Origin of the sequence: Microbacterium sp. MMO-35 (assembly GCF_037147555.1) — a bacterium.
GTDB lineage: Bacteria > Actinomycetota > Actinomycetes > Actinomycetales > Microbacteriaceae > Microbacterium.
Genome location: NZ_JBBCVH010000014.1, coordinates 1 through 19656, shown reverse-complemented (window position 1 = coordinate 19656; position 19656 = coordinate 1). Strand labels below are relative to the sequence as shown.

Below are 19656 nucleotides of genomic sequence, written 5' to 3'. Positions count from 1 at the left end.
CATGAGGACGATCTGGAAGGGCTCGCTCACCTTCGGCCTGGTCAACGTGCCGGTCAAGGTGTACTCGGCGACGGAGGACCACGATGTCGCGCTGCACCAGGTGCACGATGCGGACGGCGGGCGCATCCGGTACAAGCGGGTGTGCGAGATCTGCGGCGAGACCGTCGCCTACTCCGAGATCGACCGGGCCTACCAGGACGAGACGCAGACCGTGGTCCTGACCAAGGAAGACCTGGAGTCGCTGCCCGCCGAGCGCAGCCGCGAGATCGACGTCGTGGAGTTCGTGCCCTCGGACCAGGTCGATCTGCTGACGCTCGACAAGGCGTACTACCTGGAGCCGGACTCGAAGTCCCCCAAGGCCTATGTGCTGCTGCGCAAGACCCTCGAAGCCACCGATCGGACGGCGATCGTGCGGTTCACGCTGCGGCAGAAGACGCGCCTGGCGGCGCTGCGGGTGCGCGGCGACGTGCTCGTGCTGCAGACGCTGCTCTGGGCCGACGAGGTGCGCGAGGCGGACTTCCCCGCGCTCACGGAGGACGTCACGATCTCGGACAAGGAGCTGGAGCTGTCCGCGAGCCTCGTCGAGGGCTTCTCGGGCGACTTCGATCCGAACGCGTTCGTCGACGAGTACCAGGTCGAGCTGCGCACCCTCATCGACGCCAAGATCGAGAAGGGGGAGGCGTTCGAGACGGAGGAGACGTTCGCGCCGGCCGAGAAGGGCGGCGAGGTCATCGACCTCATGGAGGCCCTGCGGGCCAGCGTCGAGAAGTCGAAGGCCGCACGCGCCGCATCCTCCGAGAAGGGCGACGCGGGCGTCCGCGACGCGGGCTGAGCCCGGCTCAGATCTCCGGCTCGACGGCCGGGATCCCCGCGGCGGACTCCTTCTTCGCCTTGCGCCGCTCGTTGAGGTAGTGCCAGACGGTGACCGCGAGCGTGAGGGCGACGACGCCGAGCAGGATCACGTCGATGTACTTGGTGACGAGGTCGGCGATCCAGGGGATGTACGCGATCAGGTAGCCGACGTAGGTGAGCCCGAAGCCCCAGATCAGCGCGCCGATGAGGTTGTACAGGCTGTACTTGCGCCACGGCATGTGCCCGACGCCCGCCGCGACCGGCGCGAAGGTGCGGACCACGGGCACGAAGCGCGCCAGGATCACGGTCAGTCCGCCGAAGCGCTCGAAGAAGTGGTTCGTGCGCTCGACGTTCTTCCGGCTGAACAGGCCGGACTCCTTGCGCTCGAACACCGCGGGACCGCCCTTGTGCCCGATCAGATAGCCCACCTCGCCGCCGAGGAACGCCGCCAGCGCGATCAGCAGGCCGACGGCCCAGATGTCCACCCCGAACACGTGGTTCGTGTGGGTGAGCAGACCCGAGATGATCAGCAGCGTGTCACCCGGAAGCAGGAATCCGATGAGCAGACCGGTCTCGGCGAAGATGATGAACAGCACCACGGCGAGCGCCCAGGGGCCGGCGCCGTTGATGATGACGTTCGGGTCGAGCCAGGGGATGAGGGCGGCGTGGTGCACAGGTGATTCCCGTCCGTGGAGTCGTCGCTGGAGTGATGCCGAGATGCCGGCTGCTCTGCAGTCTAGAGCGGCCAGGTCTCGTCCGGCTGGGAGTGCGGCGCACGGGACGGAAAGGGCGCCGGCGGGTGGCCTGCGGCCGCCCCGGCGCTCATGTGCGGAAGGTGGGACTTGAACCCACACGCCCGGAGGCACAGGAACCTAAATCCTGCGTGTCTGCCAATTTCACCACTCCCGCGAGTGGATCCAGTCTACTGAGACCGGATCCACCCGCTTCGTCGGGCGATCAGCCGTGGAACTCGTGCGGGTGCGGGCCCGTGCGTCCGTCGCGGTCGAGCGCGTCGACGGCGGCGAGCTCTGCGGGGTCGAGGTCGAAGCCGAACACGTCGAAGTTCTCGGCGATGCGGCTCGGCGTCACCGACTTCGGGATCACCACGCGACCCTGCTGAAGGTGCCAGCGCAGCACGACCTGCGCCGGCGTGCGGCCGTGCCGGGCGGCGATCGCGGTGACGGCCGGATCCTGCAGCACCGCGCCCTGGGCGAGCGGGCTCCAGGCCTCGGTCGCCACGCCGGCGGTGGCGTCCGCTGCGACCACCGCGCGGTTCTGGAAGGCCGGGTGCAGCTCGACCTGATTGACGGCGGGGATGACGGATCCGGTCTCGAGGATCCGCGCGAGGTGGACCGGCTCGAAGTTGGAGACGCCGATCGCGCGCACCCGGCCCTCGGCGTAGAGCGCCTCGAGTCCGCGCCAGGTGCCGGCGTAGTCGCCGTCGCCGAGCTCGGGCCAATGGATGAGGTAGAGGTCGAGGGCGTCCAGGCCCAGCTTCTCCAGGCTCGCGTCGTAGGCGCGCAGGGTCGCGTCGTAGCCCTGCTCGGCGTTCCATGCCTTCGAGGTGATGAACAGGTCGTCGCGCGCGATGCCGGCTTCGGCGATCGCGCGACCGACGCCGCGCTCGTTGCCGTAGATCGCCGCGGTGTCGATGCTGCGGTAGCCGGTCTGCAGGGCGCTCGCGACGGCGGCGGTGGTCTCGTCGTCGGGGACCTGGAAGACCCCGAATCCGAGCTGGGGCATGGCCACGCCGTTGTTCAGCGTGATGGTGGGAACGGTCATGTCGTTCGTCCTTCTGTCGGTTTGCGAAGAGTGTCGATGTGGCGAGGGGGGCGTCGCCGAGGGGGGAGCGGGATCAGCGTCCGGCGCCCGCGGGGACCGGAGTCGCGGTCGTGGTGGTGGCCGGCGTCGCGGCGCGCGCCGGCGCCGCCTCGGCGGGCGGCCACGGCTGCCACGGCCATCACGACGAGGGCCAGCGCGGTGATTCCCGCGCCGATCCAGATGGGGGAGGTGTAGCCGAGGCCCGCGGCGATGCCGACATCGCCGGCCCAGGCGCCCAGGGCGTTGCCGACGTTGAACGCCCCGATGTTCGCTCCGGAGGCCAGCGTCGGGGCCGATGCGGCATAGCCCATGATCCGCGACTGCAGGCCGGGGACCGTGCCGAACCCGAAGCCGCCCATGAGGAAGAGCGCGACGACGGTGGCCGGCCCGTTCGCGGCGACCAGCGCGAAGCCCAGGAGGACGACGACGAGGGCAGCGATGAAGATGATGAGGGTCATGTCGATCGACCGGTCCGCCGCCTTGCCGCCGGCCCAGTTCCCGAGGAAGAGACCCACGCCGAACAGGACGAGCAGCCACGGCACCATGCTCGATGCGAAGCCGCTGACCTCGGTGAGCGTGTAGGCGATGTAGGTGAAGGCCCCGAACATGCCTCCGTATGCGAGCACGGTGACGATGAGCGACAGCCACACCTGCCCTGACCGGAAGGCGCCGAGCTCATCGCGCAGGCGGGTCGGCGGGATGTCGTGGGTGGCGGGGACGAGCAGTGCGATCCCGGCGAAGGCCACGACCCCGATGACGGCGATCGCCCAGAACGTGGCGCGCCAGCCCAGCTGCTGGCCGAGGAACGTCCCGAAGGGCACGCCGAGCACGTTGGCCGCGGTGAGGCCCGTGAACATGATCGCGATCGCACCGGCCTTCTTCGCGGCCGGGACGAGCGAGGCGGCGAGCACGGATCCGATGCCGAAGAACGCGCCGTGCGTGAGGGCGGCGATGATGCGGCCCACCATGGCGAGGCCGTAGCCGGGCGCGAGGGCGGTGAGCGCGTTGCCGATGATGAAGAGCACGATGAGGCCGAGCAGCACGGGCTTGCGGGGGAGGCGCGTGGTGGCGGCGGTGAGGAACAGCGCGCCGACGACGACGCTCAGCGCGTAGCCGGAGATGAGCCAGCCGGCGGCGGCCTCGGTGACGCCGAAGTCGGCGGCCACCTCGGGCAGCAGGCCCATGATGACGAACTCGGTGAGGCCGATTCCGAAGGCGCCGAGGGCGAGGGCGATCAGGCCGAGAGGCATGGGAGGACTCCTGGTACCGTTGAGATAGTTGCAGACGCGGTCTTTTGCGTCGGTGATGACAATACTTGCACGCGCAAATAAAAAGCGCAAGCAACTACTTTGGAGGATCCATGGGCATCGCCGATGACGCCGTCGAGATCCGTGCCCGCGGATGGCGCACGATGGCCGCTCTGCACGCCATGATCGAGGCGGAGCTGGAGCGCGCCCTGTCCGCGGAGGCGGGGCTCTCCGTGGTCGAGTACACGGTGCTGGAGGCGCTGAGCCGCCAGGACGGCTGGCATATGCGCATGCAGCAGCTCGCCCGCGCCGCCGCCCTGAGCCCGAGCGCGACCACGCGCCTGGTGAACCGTCTCGAGGACCGCGGGCTGCTGACCCGGATCCTGTGCCTCGACGATCGTCGGGGGATCTACACCGAGCTCACTCCGAGCGGGCAGGAGCTGTACGAGCGCGCCCGTCCCGTGCACGACGAGACCCTGGAGCGCGTCCTCGCGGATGCCGCCGAGCAGCCGGAGCTGCTGCCGATGGTCGACGCGCTGCACGACGTCGCCCGCGCCGGCTGAGCCTCCGTCCGCGGAGGCCTGTGGATAACTTCCGAGGCGGATCCGCGGATCCTGCCACGATGCGGGGGTGAGCCTCACCACCGCCGCCGTCACCGAGAGGGTGCGTGCACGCCTGCGCGCCGAGCGCACGGATCCGTCCCTCCATCCCGGCGAGGCGCGTCGGATCGCCCAGTTCGAGGTGCGCCGGCACAACGATCAGGCCCTCGCCCGCGGCACGGCGACGATCGATGACGAGGACGCCTGCGTGCGCGATGTCCTGGCGGGAGTCGCGGGGTACGGGCCCCTGCAGCCGCTGCTCGACGACGACACGGTCGAGGAGATCTGGCTGAACGGCCCGTCGCAGGTGTTTGTCGCGCGCGCGGGGCGCAGCGAACGCGTGCCGATCGCCGTGAGCGAGGCGCAGCTGCGCGACGTGGTCGAACGGATGCTGCACACCGCGGGGCGCCGTGTGGACATCGGGCAGCCGTTCGTCGACGCATCGCTCCCCGACGGATCCCGTCTGCACGTCGCGATCGCGGATACTGGTAGCGCCGATTGTTGTTGAGTCGCGAATTGACCAGATGTCGGCTGGCTTCCGGGTGGTGGCTGGCCACCGGCCGATCCGTGATTGATCAGCGCATACTGTATAGTTCAGTGCATGCTGACCATTGCTTCACGCCTCGATGTCATGAACCGGCTCGGCCGGGCCATGGCAGACCCGACGCGTTCCCGGATCCTGATGTCCCTGCTCGATGGCCCGAGTTACCCGGCTGTGCTCTCGCGCGAGCTGGAGCTGACGCGCTCGAACGTGTCGAACCATCTCACGTGCTTGCGTGACTGCGGGATCGTGGTCGGCGAACCGGAGGGTCGTCAGACCCGTTACGAGATCGCCGACCCGCACCTCGCCGCCGCGCTTGTCGCGTTGGTGGATGTCACCTTGGCTGTCGACGAGCACGCTCCGTGCGTGGACTCGGCGTGCACGGTGCCGGGGTGCTGCGGAGCGGGGGCTGACGCGTGAGCGCGGCGTGCGGCTGCGAGCATGAGCCTGCCGCCACGGCGGGCGAGGAACACGAGGAGGCCGAGCGGCCCTGGTGGAGGGACCGGAGGGTCATGGTGCCGGTGTTCTCCGGTGTCGCGTTCCTGGCCGGTCTGGTCTTTGAGTGGTCCGGCCTCGCGATCCCGGCGCTGGTGCTGTTCTGGATCGGTCTCCTGCTGGGTGCGTCGACGTTCACGCCCGGTGCGATCCGGAAGCTGTTCAAGGGCAAGCTCGGCATCGGACTCCTGATGACGATCAGCGCTGTCGGCGCGGTGATCCTCGGCTACGTGGAGGAGGCCGCAGCGCTGGCGTTCCTGTATTCGATTGCTGAGGCCCTGGAGGACAAGGCGATGGACAGGGCCCGCGGGGGTCTGCGGGCGTTGCTGAAGCTCGTTCCGGAGACCGCGACCGTGCTGCGCGACGGCGGGTCCGTGGAGGTGCAGGCGAAGGAGCTGACGGTCGGCCAGGTCATGGTCGTTCGTCCGGGCGAGCGGATCGCGACCGACGGGATCGTTCGTGCGGGGCGTTCCAGCCTGGACACGTCGGCGATCACCGGGGAATCGATCCCGGTCGAGGTCGGGCCCGGGGATGCGGTGTCGGCCGGCGCGATCAACAGCTCCGGCGCGCTGGAGGTCGAGACGACGGCGGCGGGCACAGACAACTCGCTCACGACCATCGTCGAGTTGGTGGAGCAGGCGCAGACGGAGAAGGGCGAGCGGGCGCGTCTCGCGGACCGGATCGCGCGCCCGCTGGTGCCGGGCGTGCTGATTCTCGCTGCGCTGGTTGCGCTGATCGGGTCGCTGCTGGGCGACCCGGAGGTGTGGATCACCCGCGCGCTCGTCGTGCTGGTCGCCGCCTCTCCCTGCGCGCTGGCGATCTCGGTGCCGCTGACGGTCGTGGCCGCGATCGGCGCGGCGAGCAAGTTCGGCGTGATCATCAAGTCGGGTGCGGTGTTCGAGCGGTTCGGTGCTGTCCGGCACGTCGCTGTCGACAAGACCGGCACCCTGACCCGCAACGAGCCGACGGTTACCGCCGTCCTTACCGCCGACGGCGTGACCGAGACGCAGGCGTTCGCCTGGGCGGCAGCGCTGGAACAGCACAGCACGCATCCTCTCGCTGCGGCGATCACCGCGGCAGCGCCGGGTGTTCCGGCGGCTGCCGGCGTGACCGAGCAGGCGGGGCACGGCATCGAAGGCACCGTCGACGGGGCGAGGATCATAGTCGGCAGCCCCCGCTGGCTTGACGCCGCTGGGCTCGGCGACCGGGTGGCGGTTCTCGAGGAGAAAGGGATGACTGTCGTGATCGTGCACCGTGACGGGGCACCTGTTGCCGCGATCGGCGTCCGTGACGAACTGCGACCAGAAGTCCCCGAAGTCGTCCGCACCCTCGCGGATCAGGGCATCGAGGTGACCATGCTCACCGGCGACAACGCCCGCGCCGCTCGTGCACTGGCTGCGCAGGCCGGGATCAATGACGTGCGCGCGGAACTGCGTCCTGAGGACAAGGCGACCGCGATCGGCGAGCTGTCGAAGGCGGGATCGGTCGCGATGATCGGCGACGGCATCAACGACGCTCCGGCCCTCGCGGCCGCCGACATCGGCATCGCGATGGGCGCGACCGGCTCCGATGCCGCGATCGAGTCCGCCGACGTCGCCTTCACCGGCCACGACCTGCGCCTCATCCCGCGGGCGTTCGACCACGCCCGCCGGGGACGGCGGATCATCAACCAGAACATCATCCTGTCGCTGCTGATCATCACCGCGCTGCTCCCGCTCGCCCTGTTCGGGGTCCTGGGTCTCGCCGCCGTCGTCCTTGTCCACGAGATCGCCGAGGTCATCGTGATCCTCAACGGGCTGCGCGCCGCCCGTACCCGCACCCCACGGTTGGAGAGCTGATGCTCGCGACCATCGGCTCCGCGATCGGTCTGTTCGCGGCGACCAACATCGACGACATCGTCGTGCTCACCGTTCTCTTCCTCGCCTCCCGGCGCGGGAGCCCACGACCCTGGCAGATCGTCGCGGGCCAGTACCTCGGGTTCATCACCCTGGTCGTGATCAGCGTGGTCGCCGCCCTCGGCTTGACGATCGTCCCGGACGAATGGGTCGGGTTCCTCGGCCTGATCCCGCTCGGCATCGGCATCTGGACCCTCGTGCGCGGCCTGCGCCGCAACGGAGACGACGATGACGACGACCACAAGATCACTGCGGTCGGGCTGTGGGGCGTAGCGGGGATCACCATCGCCAACGGGGCGGACAACATCTCCCTCTACACGCCGATCTTCCGCACCAGCACCCCCGGCGACGTCGCGATCATGATCGTCGTGTTCCTGATCCTCGTCGCCGTCTGGTGCGCCGCTGGCCGACTGATCGGGACCCACAAGGCCGTCACGGAGACGCTCGAGCGCGTCGAGCACTGGCTCGTTCCCGTCGTCTTCATCGGCCTGGGCCTGTTCATCCTGATCGAATCCGGCGTCATTGTCCGCCTCTTCGAGGTCCTCGCATGACCCCGGACGCGAAAACTGACGTTGAGCGGGCGTCGGAAGAGCAGTCGCAGAGAGGGCGCTGGCGGCTCACGGCCTGGGCGCTGCTGATCGCCGTCCTCGTCGTCCTGGTCGACCAGGGGACGAAGGCGTGGGCCGAGGCCGCCTTGTCGGAGCACGAGCGGATCCCGTTGGTCGGCGACCTGCTGGGCCTGCAGCTCGCGTACAACCCCGGAGCGGCGTTCTCCTTCGGCGAGGGCTCCACCTGGGTGTTCGCTCTCATCGCCGTCGCGGCCACCGTCACTGCGATCGTATTCGCGTTCCGCGTCCGACGCCCTGGGTGGGCGATCGTCATCGGCGCGCTCGGCGGGGCCGCCGCCTCGCACGCCGGCGACAGGCTCTTCCGTGCCCCAGGATTCGCTCGGGGGCACGTCGTGGACTTCCTCGCCTATGGCAACTGGTTCATCGGGAACGTCGCCGACATCGTGATCGTCACCGCCGCGATCGCCGGAGCGCTGTTGATGATCCGCGGCACCGAGAACTGAGAGGACCTTCATGGAGATCACACTGCAGTACTTCGACGGCTGCCCGAACTGGGAGGTGCTCGATCACCGGCTTGCTCAGGTCGTCGAGGGTCGAGCGGATGTCCGCGTCGCCCATCAGCGAGTCGAGACCGCCGAGGACGCCGCCCGCCTCGGGTTTCACGGGTCTCCGACCGTCCTCGTCAACGGCGTGGACCCCTTCGCGGAGGAGGGTGCGCCGGTGGGGCTCGCCTGTCGAGTGTTCCGCACCCCTGCCGGGCTGGCAGGGTCACCGACCGTCGATCAGCTGCGCGAAGCGATTTCCGGCCCCGGCTCGGACGTGTGATGCTCGTTCAGGCGTGGGTGGAACGAAGCGCCGGGTAGTCGGACCATTCACCGCCGGCGAGACGCGACCATGATGCAGCGGACGCCGTCGTGATGCCGAGGAGATCCGAGACGATCCGGGGATGCAATTGCCGGGTGAGCTCGATGAGCGCTGTCGTGCGGGCGCTCCCGGCAAGCAAACCTTCGGTGCGAAGACGGCGGCTCAGCGGGCCCGGGGTGAGGTGACGGCCGGGGTTCCTGCCGGGGAACAGCCATCCTTCTGGGTGGTGCTGGGCAGCATCGACAAGTTCGACGATGGCGTCGCCGAGGATCTCGGGGAGCTCGATCGGCCCGGCTCCGACGGTGAGTGTTACGGGCTGCGAGCTCGTATTGACCTGTGTCCGTGTGATCGTGACGATGCGGGTCAGTTGTATTCCGTAGAGCAGCACGAGGAGACCTGCGGCCCGGGTCTTCGGGTCCAGGTCAGGATCGGACAGGAACCTGCGGGCCATCTGCCAGCGGTGGTCGGAGGCGTAGTCTCGCCCTTCGAGGCGGTGGGCTCGGAATTCGACCCGAAGGGTGCTCAGCCGGTGCTTTCGGAGCCAGCGAGTGAACGGTGCCAGCGCGTCGCGTTGGCTGGGCGAACCGGTCAGATAGGCGTCGAGCCGGCGCTGCGGGAACGTCGCCGGTGTCTCCTGTTGCGCCCGGATCTCCCCAAGGAGCGCGGCACAGTACTTCAGCGCGGCTCGTTGCCTCTGGAAGCCGGCGGCGGGGCTGGATTGGCTGCGGGTTCGAGTGGACCGGAGGAGCTCCCAGGTGCAGTAGCGGCGGAGGATCAGCCGGTCCTCGGGGTGGTCGATGTCGTCGAGCCAGTCGTTGAGCCAGTGGTTGAAGCGTGTTGCTTCGACGTCGAGCGCCGGGAGCACTCCTGAGCGGACCAGAAGCGAGAGGAGGAACGCGACGGCCTGTCCTGACTGGGCTCGGGTAATGATCGCCTCGGCGGTGAGCGGCAGGGCTCCGTCCGCGAGCTCGCGGAGTACGCTCGCGCATTTACTCTTGTGCAGCCAGCGTTCCAGCGACGCCGCCTTGCTGTGATGCGTGAGCAGGTAGTCCGCAAGAGGGTGAAGATCCGTCCGAATCTCTCCCGTGTCGTCGGCGAGCAGCTGCTGGATCGCGATGGGCCTGCGGCACTCGACGCAGAGGTGATGCTTGCGGATCTCCTCGATCGAGCCGCAGCCAGGACAAGCCATCGTTACCGGCGCACCCGCGCAGTCAGCACAGACCTTCTGATCATTCATGAACCCGGTGAGGAACACCCTGCGCCCGCACTCGGGGCAGGGCTGGGGTCTGCGCATCGCGTAGTAGCAACGCGCGCAGACCCGTCGCCCGTCAAGGTGGGAGGCGACGCGGCCAGGCTCTCCGCAGAGACCGCAGGTCTTGATCGGTGCGGTGTAACAGGCCAGGCAGACAAGTTCCGGGCGGCGGACGATGATCGTCGCATGCTGACCGCACCGCGAGCAGTCGCCGAACGATCGAGGGTCGGCTCGCCAGCAGTCGCGGCAGAAGCGCTGCCCGTCGATCGTGCGCTGCACGGGTCGGACCCGGCCACAGGAAGCGCAGGAAACCGACCGGGCGTTCCGCTCGCATCGGGAGCAGTGCCGACCACCGTTCGGTGTCTTGTGTGGCAGACGGACCGCGCGGCCACACGACTCGCACGTCGGCAGGACGACCATGCCTGCTCCGTCGTCGACGAGCGCACGGGCCAGGTCCTGAACAGTCACCGGCACGTTCGCATGCCGCCCCTCGAGGACCCCCGGCTGCTTGATCAGCGCAAGCTCAAGAAGCCGCTGCGTCAGCGGCACCGGCGCGACTGAATGCACGATCTCGACGAGACGCTCGGGCGAGATCTCGGGAACAAGGGGGCGTACGAGGTCGACGACTTCCGCGACTCGCGGCTGCTGCGGAGGCTTCGCCACCGCGGCTACTTCGTCCGCGGCCGGCGGATCGTCGCGCGAACGGGGCGGAGATCGCCAATCGACCCGCGCGTCGCTTCTTCGCCCACGGCAACCGGGGCCGAGGCCTCCCGGCGAGTGATCGTCACGAGATCGTCGAGTGAACACTCCAGCGCATCGCACAGAGCAGCGAGGACGTCGAGACGCACCCGCTGGGGTGGCTGCGTCACCAGCCGATACACCTGCTCTCGGGACAGGTCGATGCCGCGGTCCTCGAGCAGAGGCTTCAGCTTGGAGGTCTGGAAGATCCCGCGCGAGGCCATCACACTGCGCAGATTCCATCCGGTATCGAGCTCAATGGTCATCAGCTTCTCCTTCGATGAGGGCCTTCAGGGCTTCGGCGAGCACCCGGTTCTTGTAGTCCGAACAGACAGAGGCGTAGATCGAGGTCGTCGACGCGTGCATGTGCCCGACCTGCTCCTGGACGAATCGATCGGCGTAGCCGAACTCCAGCAGGTGCGTCACATAGGAATGCCGGAGGCTGTGCAGCGTCAGATCCTTCGACAGGCCGGCCTCGTCCCGCAGCTCCGCGAATCTTCGGTCGAGATAACCGGCGGACAGACGCGTGCGGCGCTCGGTCACCCAGAGCGCGTCGAGGTCATCTCCGGGCGCGAAGCGCTCCCGGGCCTGCTCGAGCCATTGCTGCATGCCGGGCACCCACCAATCGAACTCCGGCACCAGCAGCACCGTGCGCCGTCGTGGTGCGCCGCCGCCCGCGGCCTTCGCCCACCGCACATGGATCGCACCAAAGCGCCCCCACTGGCGCATCTTCGCGTTGTGGTGCAGATCGACGGTATCGAGCATCACCGCCTCGGTGCGGCGCAGACCGAACGCGTACACCGTCTTCAGCAACTGGGCATCCCTCAGCGCGCCGAGCGCGCCCTTGCGGCCCGACGCCACGAGCAGCTCAACGCGGGCGTCGGCCGTGTCGAACAGGCGCTCCACCTCGTCATACGTGAACGGGCGACGCTTCCCATCGCCTTCGAACTCGAACCGGTGCGCCACTGTGTTCCACGGCAGACACACTTGCGAGGGGACGTCCCCGAACTCGCGATCGCAGATCTCCATCCAGTCGTACAACGGGTTCGTGAGGTAGTCACAGAACCCACGGATCGACCCATGATTGGCGCGCATCGTCGACAGCGTCCGAGTCCGGCCACCGGACTCCGCAGTGAACTCATCCACATCCGCCACCGTCCATTTCCACGGCGGCTTGTCCACGAAATCACGGAACCGGGTCACCGTCGCCGTCCGATTTCGGATCGTCTGATCACGAAGCCCCCGTGACAACTGCTGGTTCCGCCAGCCCTCGATCATCGCGTTGAAGACCTGCTCCTCAGGGTTCGCCAGCGCGACGTTCGAAGCTGAAGTGATCAGTCGAAGCGCCGCTGGAGAAGCCCCAAAGTCTTGCATTAGATGCAACAAAGTATGGGACAGTGCATCACCATGTCAACTCAGGACTCGGCATCCGCAAGATCGCGCTGTTATGGTCAGAGCAGTTCGGCACCGAACAAGACGAATAGGCGTCGTTTGCAAACGTGAACAGTTGCATTCACTGCAACACGCGATGGTTTGTGGTCCGCGACGGCTGGGCGGTGAACATCCGGAAGTTCGTGCCGCGCTATCGGAGCCTGGAGTCCCTCGTCGCGCAGGGGATGCTGCCCCCGGCGACGGCCGCACTGCTCGCCGAGGCGATGCGGGGCGGGCGCAGCGTGATCATCTCGGGTCCGACCCATGCCGGGAATACCACATGGGATCTTTGACACGCCTAGCGTGTCAAAGCGGTCGGGGCTGGGGTGCAGCTTGACTAGCTCTATCACCGCCGCCACGCGGAGGCGGGCTGGAAGGGACGGGCATGATCGGGGCTGGAGCGAGTGGGGGCTCGGCAAGGCTCGGGCGAGTGCTTGGTGATATCGATGTCGAGGACTTCGGGGACCCGGCGCGAGAGCTGTCTCTGTTCTCTGGCTGCGAGTCCGTCGCGGACGTGCGATCGGTTCTTCGCGAGCAGGTGGAGCTTGAGACTTCCGCGATGCTTGATCTTGTTGCGGAGGCTGACGCGTTCGATGTGATTGAGCTGATGCGGATGCGTGAGTTCCCCCCGGTTCCCGATCCACGAGTGACGATGCCAGGGGGGTCTGCGTTGGCCGTGGAGTTGGTGGCTGCGATGCTGCTTTCTCGCTCTAGTCGGAAGCCGAGCGATGTCCCGCGTGAGGAGACCCGTCCGCACGAGCAGATCGCAGAGCTGCACGCGCGCGCCAAGCGGCTCGCGCGACTGGCGACATACCGGCAGCAGTATGAGGCCTATCTCAGCGAGCATGTCTTGGCGCGTCTTGCGTCGGAGTACCAGGCGGCCGTGCTAAACATTCGAAACCTTCAGTACGACCACATCCGAGATGAGCAGGAGCGTCGTCTCTTCCAGCATCCTGTGGCCGAGGGGCTCATGAATCAGCACCTAGGCTACGGCTACGACGACGTGGTGGGTGTCCGTGATGCGCTGAAAGCTATTTCTGCAGATCGGATGACGAGTCTCCGTGATGAGACCGGCGACATCATCCTCGAGTACCAGGGCGTCTCTGCGGAAGAGATGCCAGAACAAGTGATCGCCCGCTTTCGAGAAGCGATGATCGACTTCATGTTCCTGCCCGGGGAGCGTGCGACGATCCGCGCCAGCGAACTTGCCGAAGCTGGACAGCTAGACGAGGCGAAAGCTCTCACCGTCCTGAACTCGTACTCCCAAGTCTTCGACGATTCGGTCGCTGCGGGGACGAGAGTCTTCGATCTCCTCACAGCCACCAACCCGTTCCTCATCACTCCGCTCATCGCGGACGGTGCAGGTGGCTTCGTGTCCACGGTCAACGATCCTGGGCTCGATTCGCTCCGCCGTGTACTTGAGCGAGCACTCGCGCCGCACGCGTCCGACATGCGGCGCTACGATCAGCGGGCTCGGCAGTCGGTCAGCGAGGGCCTTGCCATCGCGAGTCTCGAACGTGTTCTCGGGTGCGCGGCGCTTTATTCGGGGTTCCATTACTACGCGCCGAAGAAGGGACGGAGCGAGGCTGGGCTCGACGCAGGATGCAGCGACGTGAACCTCGTGGCGGACCGCGTCGAGGGAGACGGTCTCTTCTTGGTCGACGACGTCGCGATCGTTGTCGAGGTGAAGGCGAAGTCCGTTGCTAGTCAGTCTCGACGTGGCGACGTTCGCAGACTCGAATCCGATCTGAAGGCGACAATCGGCGACGCCAACAATCAAGCCGTGCGACTGCAACGACTGATCGAACTGAACGGAGGCGTCTGGCTCACGCCGGACTCATGGCTAGACCTGTCGCAGGTCCGCGAAGTGCGTTCAGTCATTGTCTTGCTGGACGACGTCGGTCCGCTCGGTGTCGCCATCGGAGATCTTCAGGCCGCCGGACTGCTCGCTGAGCAGCGGCCTCCCTGGGTTGCGTCATTGCATGACCTGATGGTGATCGCAGAGATCTGCGATCGGCCCAGTGAGTTTCTCCTGTATCTGCGACGCCGGACTGACAGCGGAGTCGCCACGTTCTACCGCGGGGCCGATGAACTCGATCTCTTCATGTTGTTCCTCGGCGGAGACCTATACGTCGACGATGATCCGGACGAAGTGCGGCGTGAACACGTATCCGCCCCTCCAGCGAAGGCCCGGGACAGAAGGCGGCGCGACGAGAGCGCAGTCGGGACGATGGTCGCCGATCACTGCCAACCGCTGAGCGAGTGGTACCTGCGTGATCAGATTCCCGAGTTTGAACCGCGACCCGCGAAACCCACTTTCAACATCGCTGCCGAGATCGTCCCGGTTCTCGATTCGATCGCTGACCTGGGTGAGCCCGGCTGGTTGCGATGCACGACTGATCTGCTCGGCCTTGCCGGTGAAGCGCAGACACGGCTTGTGAAGGGCATCCGCGAGTGTTGTCGGAGGACCTCCGCGGACCGCAGCTACCACGACATGCTCATGTCTTTCGCGGGCATGTGGGGGCATCCCACCGTGTTCGTTGGAGTAGCTCCGGAGACCGGGAACAGCCTTGCTTACCGCGATCAGCTGTCTCAGTACGTGCGGGTCAAGGGGTACCAGCTGCAGTCCGATCGCGCGTACGGTCTGCTCTTCAGCGCAGAAGGGGATCTTCTCGAGTTCATCTACCTGACGAATCCTCCGCGTTCCGATCCGGGTCTCGACCGATTGGTGGTAGCGATGGGCCTGCAGCCCGTTGGGCGAGCCAGCAGGCCCACCCCACCGTCCGCGCGCCGGCCAACCAAGAGGCTGCGCGGAAAGAGGAAGCGCCACTAACGTCAGCAGAATCGCGAATCCTGGCTGTGATGCCCCCGTGGCGATGGCGACTCTCCTCAGAACCCTTCGAGTCAGTTCTGCTCACTCGGCAACGATTGAGCTGAGCGCCCGGTTCAGATGGGAAGCGCCGCAGGTCTCGCCTCGACGAAGAACGTCAAGTTCGCCGCTGTCTGGTCGAAGGCAACAGTGCACAGACCGCGGCGCGGCGAAATGACAGGGACGCCCAACGCCGCGCGAGGTCGGACGGGTGGAGTGCGAGTATCCGCAGTCGGTTGTGAGCGGTGAGCTCACGACCGACCTGGTCGAGATCGTCTGCCAGAGGGCGGCGCCGCGTGAGGAACTCGCTATGGGCGAGGTCTCCGCGGCCGAAGCTGGCGGCCAGGGCGGTCAGTTGGAGGCGGGCCGTGAGAGCACGTTCGAGCATGTTGCGTGGACGCGGCGGCTTCGGGCTGTCGGCGTTCGCGAATCGGGTCAGTGCGGCTGCCTCGGTTTCGGCGTCGAGGTCGTCGGCGGGCAGGCAGGGACTGTGGCATCGCCCGGTGGCCGTCTTGCAGATGTAGACGCGTTTGCCATGGCGGGTGGCGCCGGAGACCATGCGATTGCCGCACCGCCGGCAGCGGAGTATCCCGCCGAGGAGGGTCGTGGACGAGCGGGTACCGTCTCGACGTGGCACGAGCAGGCTCACCTGGACGAGCGCAGATTCGTCTTCCGTGAGGAGGCGTTCCCAGCCCCCGGCAACGGGCCGGGCGGCGTCGTGGTTGCGCCGTCGCTGGTGGAGCCGGTCGCTGTCGAGCATGTTCCGGACGGTGGTCGCGTGCCATCCGTCCGCCCGGGGTGCGGGGATGTCGTCGGTGGTGAGCGCTCGGGCGATGACAGTCGGGGACAGCCCCAGGAGGTTGTCCTCGACCATTCGGCGGACCACGGAGGACTCGACCGGATGCAAGGAGCCGTCGTCGCGGTACCCGTCGTAGTGGCTTCCCCCGTGCAGGAACCCGTTGTGGGCACGGTGTTGCTGGGCGCGGGCGACGCGGGCGCCTTTGTGGGCGGATTCGTAGTTCGCGAACGCGACGAGCTGCCGGGCGAACAAGCGTCCCTCATGCCGGTTGAGGTCGAAGGACCCGCCCTGTACCGACTCCACCCGGATGGGGCGGACGTCTAGGAGGTCGAGGAGTTGTTCGAGCTCTCGGGGTTTGCGGTAGAGGCGGTCTAGGTGCCACACGACCACGGTTCCCGTTCGGATGCCTCGAGGTGTCGGAGGAGCTGCTGGTAGGCGGGGCGTGTGCGGTCTTGGTAGGCGGAGGCGGCTTCGTCGACGAACTCGACCGTGCGCGCGTAGCCGAGCTGGGCGGCCAGGGCAGTGCAGTCGGCTCGCTGCTGCTCGATGGAAGCGTGTTCGCTGGTGCGGTTCGCAGAGATCCGTAAGTAGAGCAGAGCAGTCGTCGTTGCGATGGGGCACTCCGGTGCGGCACAGCCAGCACGTCAGCCTCGCAGACGTGCGATGACCGCGCCGGGCCGCGGACGGTGATGATCAGGGGCGGTAAGAGATGCGGACCCGGCCCGGGTCGAAGCTTCGCCCAGGCCGGCCAGGAGCGATCCGGAGGCGGGCGATCAGCGTCGTGACCACCGCGCGCCGGTCGATGACATCGAGAGCATCCCACCACACCTCCAGCGCGTGCCGATTCCCGATCGGCGCTGCATAGAGCGCGATCGCCCCGTTAGCGTTGACGAGGCGCCGCTCGACGTCGCGCAGCGCCGTGGTGGCAGCCTCGACCCCGGTGCGGTGCTCGCGGCGGGTGATGAGGCGGTCCTGGTAGTCCTGATCGAGCTGGGCCATCCGGGCGTTGATCCCCACGATCTGCCGCAGCAGCCCGCTGGTTGAGGCGCTGTCCACGCCGGCTCTCGGATGGCTGAGGCGGTGCAGGATGCGTTCGGTGACGTAGTCGTCGAGGTGGGCGGCGTTGATGCTCAACCCGCCACGCTCCGGACGCGATGGATCCTTCTGGCAGGTGTACCGCTGCGAGTCACCGGTCGCGGAGAGCTTCCCCGTGATGGTGAGCCCGGCGCCGCACTTCCCGCAGCGCGCGATCCCGCCCAACAGGGTCGGGCGTGCCGCTGTGGTACGGCGCCGGGTGGGATCGGCGAGGATCGCCCGGATCTGCGCGGTCTCCTCCGGGGTGATGATCGGTTCCCAATCACCCGGGCCGAGGATCTCCCGCCCGCCCGCGGGGTCCGTTCGGGTGTCGGGGGCGTAGGCGCGTTGCCCGGAGATGCGGGCGGAGGACAGCACGCTGCGCACCGTGTACGGATGCCACAGCCCCGACGTCCCGGAACCCGCGCGCAGGGGCGGGATGCCGGAGCGGTTGAGCCAGGCGGTGATGGAGCGGAGGGATTCGCCAGCGAGGAACCGGTCGGCCATCTGTCGGATCACCGCCGCTTGTTCCGGGATGAGGACGCCGCCGGGTCTGTATCCGTAGCGGGCAGGGCCGTGCCAGGCGCCTTGCTCGGCGAGGCGTTTGTTGGCGCGTTTGACGCGGTCGGACTTGTGCCCGGACTCGTACGCGGCGATCGCGACGAGCTGGCGGGCCATGAGGCGGCCCTCGGTGGTGTTCAGGTCGAACCCGCCACCGCGGACGGCCTCGATCCGCACCGGGTGCTGCTCGACCAGGTCGATCAGGTCTTCGAGCTCGCGGGGCTGTCGGTAGAGGCGGTCGACGTGCCAGACGATGATGTGCGTTACCCCCGCCCGCACCTGGGCGACGAGTGCTTCGTACCCGTTCCGCCGGCCACCATCGAACGCGGAGACGGCGTTGTCGATGAACACCTGCGGGTCAGTGAAGCCGAGCTTCGCGGCGCGGGCGGCGCAGTCTTCTTGCTGGCGTTGGATGCCGGCTTGCAGGCCGGTGCGGTCCTGCGAGATCCGCAGATACACCGCCGCTTGCCGCATCATTACACTCCGATTTCCTTCTCTGTTCCAGCGTGGAAGGGACGCGATGTCTGTGGTCGTTCATAGCGTTTTGGGCATGAGCGCATCGCGTGTTGAAGATCTGTTGCCGTCCCGTCCGGTGAAAGAAGCCGTGACGGAGATCATCGGGATGAGTGTCCTGGGGTTGTTCATCGTGTTCGTCCTGGCTGCGTTTCCCGGTGGCAACGACGGCGTCTACCGTGCCATGGGTCTTGCCCCCGCGGCGGGTGCGGTGGTTCTGCAGCACATCGGCTGGGCATTCGGCGCCTACATTCCGATCCTGCTCGGCTTCTACGCGATCGTGATCGGCGGGCAACTCGTCGCTGACCCGGCGACCGCTGCCAGGACCCGCCGCATTCTCGGGTTCGTCGCCGAGGCGATGACAGGCGCCCTCGTTCCCGCTCTCGTCCTGATCCTCGCCGCCTGCATCGCTGACCCGTCCCAGGCGGGGGCGCTATTCGTGATCCTGCCCGTCGCGGGGGTGATGTTCTTCCTCGCCATCCAGCTCGGCGGGTTCATCGTCTTCGAACGAGAACTACGCCTGGCCTCTGCGGAACGCTCGCGCGACTGGGCGAAGGGCCGCCTGAACACCCTCCGCCGGCGGTCCCGGAAACCTATGTTGCTCGTCGTCACCGTCCACACCCTCACCGGCGGCCTGATCGGGATCGGGATGACGCTGATTCTTACTCGCCCGACGGGATCGATCGTGGTCTTGTTCCTGTTGTACGGGCTGATCGCGCTCGGGCTCGCTTTCGCGAGCGTGCACGGTCTACACACCTTCCGCACCGCACGCGACCGAACAAGCAAGGTCATGGCCTGGATGATCCCCTCCGGGCTCTACCTGGCAGGCCTCATGCTCGCCCTCGAGGTACTCACCACATCCGGCGTTGCCGCAGGAGCAAGCGTGCTGGCCGTCGTCGCATCCTCTGCCGCTTCGACGTTCTGGCCACGAAAGCGGACGTCCCAGTTCCTGCTGAACTGGACCCTTCAGGGCGCCGCAACCGGGTACGCGGCCAAATCGGTCTCCTCCACCTACGTGAGCACCATGCGCGAGATCCGAGAACTCACCCAGACGCCGGGCGCAGATAAGCCACCGACCCTGCGAGACAGAGTCGCCTCGGCGCTCCAAGCATTCCGGGGAGCCGTTCCCGCCCGTGCGGCCTAGCGAGGTCGCCGACGAGCACGTTCCTGATCGAGATCGGGCAACGACTCGTCATCGACTGGCTGGGTCGTTCCCGCGGTTTCACGCTCGGCCGCTTCGACATCCGCGACGGGCAGGAACGTATCGGACTCCCCGTAAATCCCGTCCCTTTCGATTGCGTCCATGTTCTGAGCCTAGGTAACCGACCGGCGTCGCCGTCAGATCATCCCAGAAGCGAAGGACTGCCACTTGAGTCGGGTGCTAGAACATGCTGACCTCCATTCAACGAGCAGCATTTGGGCAACGGGAGCCTGACCCGCTTTTCCGGACGGGTTGTTTGTGTTGATCATGCCGCGGTGGCGGCGGGGATGTGAAGTCGTTCGAACTCCACGGGGCTGAGGTTGCCGAGGGAAGTG

General features: G+C 67.3%; 21 protein-coding genes and 1 tRNA gene. 11 read left to right on the top strand and 11 right to left on the bottom strand.

The genetic code is table 11. The annotated features are described in order from the left end of the window. Window position 1 precedes the first annotated feature (1 nt). Window positions 2-832 (top strand): non-homologous end joining protein Ku, encoded by an 831-nt coding sequence (gene ku / locus WFJ01_RS18040; protein ID WP_251447127.1) that lies wholly within the window; start codon window positions 2-4, stop codon window positions 830-832. A 7-nt stretch (window positions 833-839) separates the two neighbouring features. Here ku and WFJ01_RS18035 read toward each other — a convergent pair whose 3' ends face one another. The 4 genes from WFJ01_RS18035 to WFJ01_RS18020 form a co-directional block, all read right to left on the bottom strand. Then, window positions 840-1526: a DedA family protein gene (locus WFJ01_RS18035; RefSeq protein ID WP_292888612.1), complete on the bottom strand. Its 687-nt coding sequence runs from the start codon at window positions 1524-1526 to the stop codon at window positions 840-842. A 153-nt stretch (window positions 1527-1679) separates the two neighbouring features. After that, a tRNA-Leu gene (locus WFJ01_RS18030) sits at window positions 1680-1761 on the bottom strand. 48 nt (window positions 1762-1809) lie between these two features. Continuing rightward, window positions 1810-2634, bottom strand: a complete 825-nt coding sequence (locus WFJ01_RS18025) for an aldo/keto reductase (protein ID WP_336629910.1) — start codon at window positions 2632-2634, stop codon at window positions 1810-1812. Continuing rightward, window positions 2631-3923, bottom strand: coding sequence for an MFS transporter (locus WFJ01_RS18020; protein ID WP_336629909.1), 1293 nt, complete (start codon window positions 3921-3923; stop codon window positions 2631-2633). Before WFJ01_RS18020 ends, WFJ01_RS18025 begins: the two co-directional genes overlap by 4 nt. Before the next feature lie 110 nt (window positions 3924-4033). Here WFJ01_RS18020 and WFJ01_RS18015 point away from each other — a divergent pair, with 110 nt between their 5' ends. The 7 genes from WFJ01_RS18015 to WFJ01_RS17985 all read left to right on the top strand — a co-directional run bounded on the left by WFJ01_RS18015 (window position 4034) and on the right by WFJ01_RS17985 (window position 8844). After that, window positions 4034-4483: a MarR family winged helix-turn-helix transcriptional regulator gene (locus WFJ01_RS18015; protein WP_251447140.1), complete on the top strand. Its 450-nt coding sequence runs from the start codon at window positions 4034-4036 to the stop codon at window positions 4481-4483. 67 nt (window positions 4484-4550) lie between these two features. After that, window positions 4551-5027, top strand: coding sequence for an ATPase, T2SS/T4P/T4SS family (locus WFJ01_RS18010; RefSeq protein WP_295034374.1), 477 nt, complete (start codon window positions 4551-4553; stop codon window positions 5025-5027). Window positions 5028-5120: 93 nt separating this feature from the next. Continuing rightward, a complete protein-coding gene (cmtR, locus tag WFJ01_RS18005) occupies window positions 5121-5480 on the top strand; it encodes a Cd(II)/Pb(II)-sensing metalloregulatory transcriptional regulator CmtR (protein ID WP_056207198.1) in 360 nt (119 codons plus the stop codon). Then, on the top strand, window positions 5477-7393 hold the full coding sequence (locus WFJ01_RS18000; protein ID WP_336629908.1) for a heavy metal translocating P-type ATPase: 1917 nt from the start codon (window positions 5477-5479) through the stop codon (window positions 7391-7393). Before cmtR ends, WFJ01_RS18000 begins: the two co-directional genes overlap by 4 nt. Next, complete coding sequence (locus tag WFJ01_RS17995) at window positions 7393-8001, top strand: cadmium resistance transporter (RefSeq protein WP_056207194.1); 609 nt, start codon at window positions 7393-7395, stop codon at window positions 7999-8001. Before WFJ01_RS18000 ends, WFJ01_RS17995 begins: the two co-directional genes overlap by 1 nt. Beyond that, window positions 7998-8522: a signal peptidase II gene (locus WFJ01_RS17990; protein WP_082483053.1), complete on the top strand. Its 525-nt coding sequence runs from the start codon at window positions 7998-8000 to the stop codon at window positions 8520-8522. The genes WFJ01_RS17995 and WFJ01_RS17990 overlap by 4 nt, the downstream gene beginning before the upstream one ends. A gap of 10 nt (window positions 8523-8532) precedes the next feature. Further along, window positions 8533-8844, top strand: a complete 312-nt coding sequence (locus tag WFJ01_RS17985) for a DsbA family protein (RefSeq protein WP_056207192.1) — start codon at window positions 8533-8535, stop codon at window positions 8842-8844. Window positions 8845-8851: 7 nt separating this feature from the next. On the opposite strand, the gene WFJ01_RS17980 is transcribed toward WFJ01_RS17985, so the two are convergent. From WFJ01_RS17980 to WFJ01_RS17970, 3 genes are read right to left on the bottom strand one after another with little or no spacing between them, the layout of a single operon-like run. Further along, entirely contained in the window at window positions 8852-10798 is a 1947-nt protein-coding gene (locus WFJ01_RS17980; RefSeq protein WP_336629907.1) for a hypothetical protein, read from the bottom strand. A 5-nt stretch (window positions 10799-10803) separates the two neighbouring features. After that, complete coding sequence (locus WFJ01_RS17975) at window positions 10804-11139, bottom strand: helix-turn-helix domain-containing protein (RefSeq protein WP_056207187.1); 336 nt, start codon at window positions 11137-11139, stop codon at window positions 10804-10806. Further along, on the bottom strand, window positions 11129-12247 hold the full coding sequence (locus WFJ01_RS17970; protein WP_336629906.1) for a tyrosine-type recombinase/integrase: 1119 nt from the start codon (window positions 12245-12247) through the stop codon (window positions 11129-11131). The genes WFJ01_RS17975 and WFJ01_RS17970 overlap by 11 nt, the downstream gene beginning before the upstream one ends. 182 nt (window positions 12248-12429) lie before the next feature. On the opposite strand from WFJ01_RS17970, the gene WFJ01_RS17965 reads away from it, so the two are divergent. Then, the gene (locus WFJ01_RS17965; protein WP_336629905.1) at window positions 12430-12597 is read left to right on the top strand and encodes a hypothetical protein; all 168 of its coding nucleotides are present in this window, start codon (window positions 12430-12432) and stop codon (window positions 12595-12597) included. Between the two features lie 137 nt (window positions 12598-12734). Further along, entirely contained in the window at window positions 12735-15137 is a 2403-nt protein-coding gene (locus tag WFJ01_RS17960) for a hypothetical protein (RefSeq protein WP_336629904.1), read from the top strand. A 154-nt stretch (window positions 15138-15291) separates the two neighbouring features. Here WFJ01_RS17960 and WFJ01_RS17955 read toward each other — a convergent pair whose 3' ends face one another. The 3 genes from WFJ01_RS17955 to WFJ01_RS17950 form a co-directional block, all read right to left on the bottom strand. After that, window positions 15292-16362, bottom strand: a complete 1071-nt coding sequence (locus WFJ01_RS17955; RefSeq protein ID WP_336629903.1) for a recombinase family protein — start codon at window positions 16360-16362, stop codon at window positions 15292-15294. Beyond that, window positions 16344-16568: a recombinase family protein gene (locus WFJ01_RS19100; protein ID WP_442928066.1), complete on the bottom strand. Its 225-nt coding sequence runs from the start codon at window positions 16566-16568 to the stop codon at window positions 16344-16346. The genes WFJ01_RS17955 and WFJ01_RS19100 overlap by 19 nt, the downstream gene beginning before the upstream one ends. 97 nt (window positions 16569-16665) lie before the next feature. Continuing rightward, a complete protein-coding gene (locus WFJ01_RS17950; RefSeq protein WP_336629902.1) occupies window positions 16666-18084 on the bottom strand; it encodes a recombinase family protein in 1419 nt (472 codons plus the stop codon). Window positions 18085-18157: 73 nt separating this feature from the next. Between WFJ01_RS17950 and WFJ01_RS17945 the strand changes: the two genes are divergently transcribed. Further along, entirely contained in the window at window positions 18158-19264 is a 1107-nt protein-coding gene (locus WFJ01_RS17945) for a hypothetical protein (protein ID WP_336629901.1), read from the top strand. On the opposite strand, the gene WFJ01_RS17940 is transcribed toward WFJ01_RS17945, so the two are convergent. Then, window positions 19261-19425 carry a hypothetical protein gene (locus tag WFJ01_RS17940; protein ID WP_336629900.1) on the bottom strand — a complete coding sequence of 55 codons (165 nt, stop codon included), beginning with the start codon at window positions 19423-19425 and terminating at the stop codon, window positions 19261-19263. The genes WFJ01_RS17945 and WFJ01_RS17940 overlap by 4 nt on opposite strands. Between the last annotated feature and the right edge of the window lie 231 nt (window positions 19426-19656).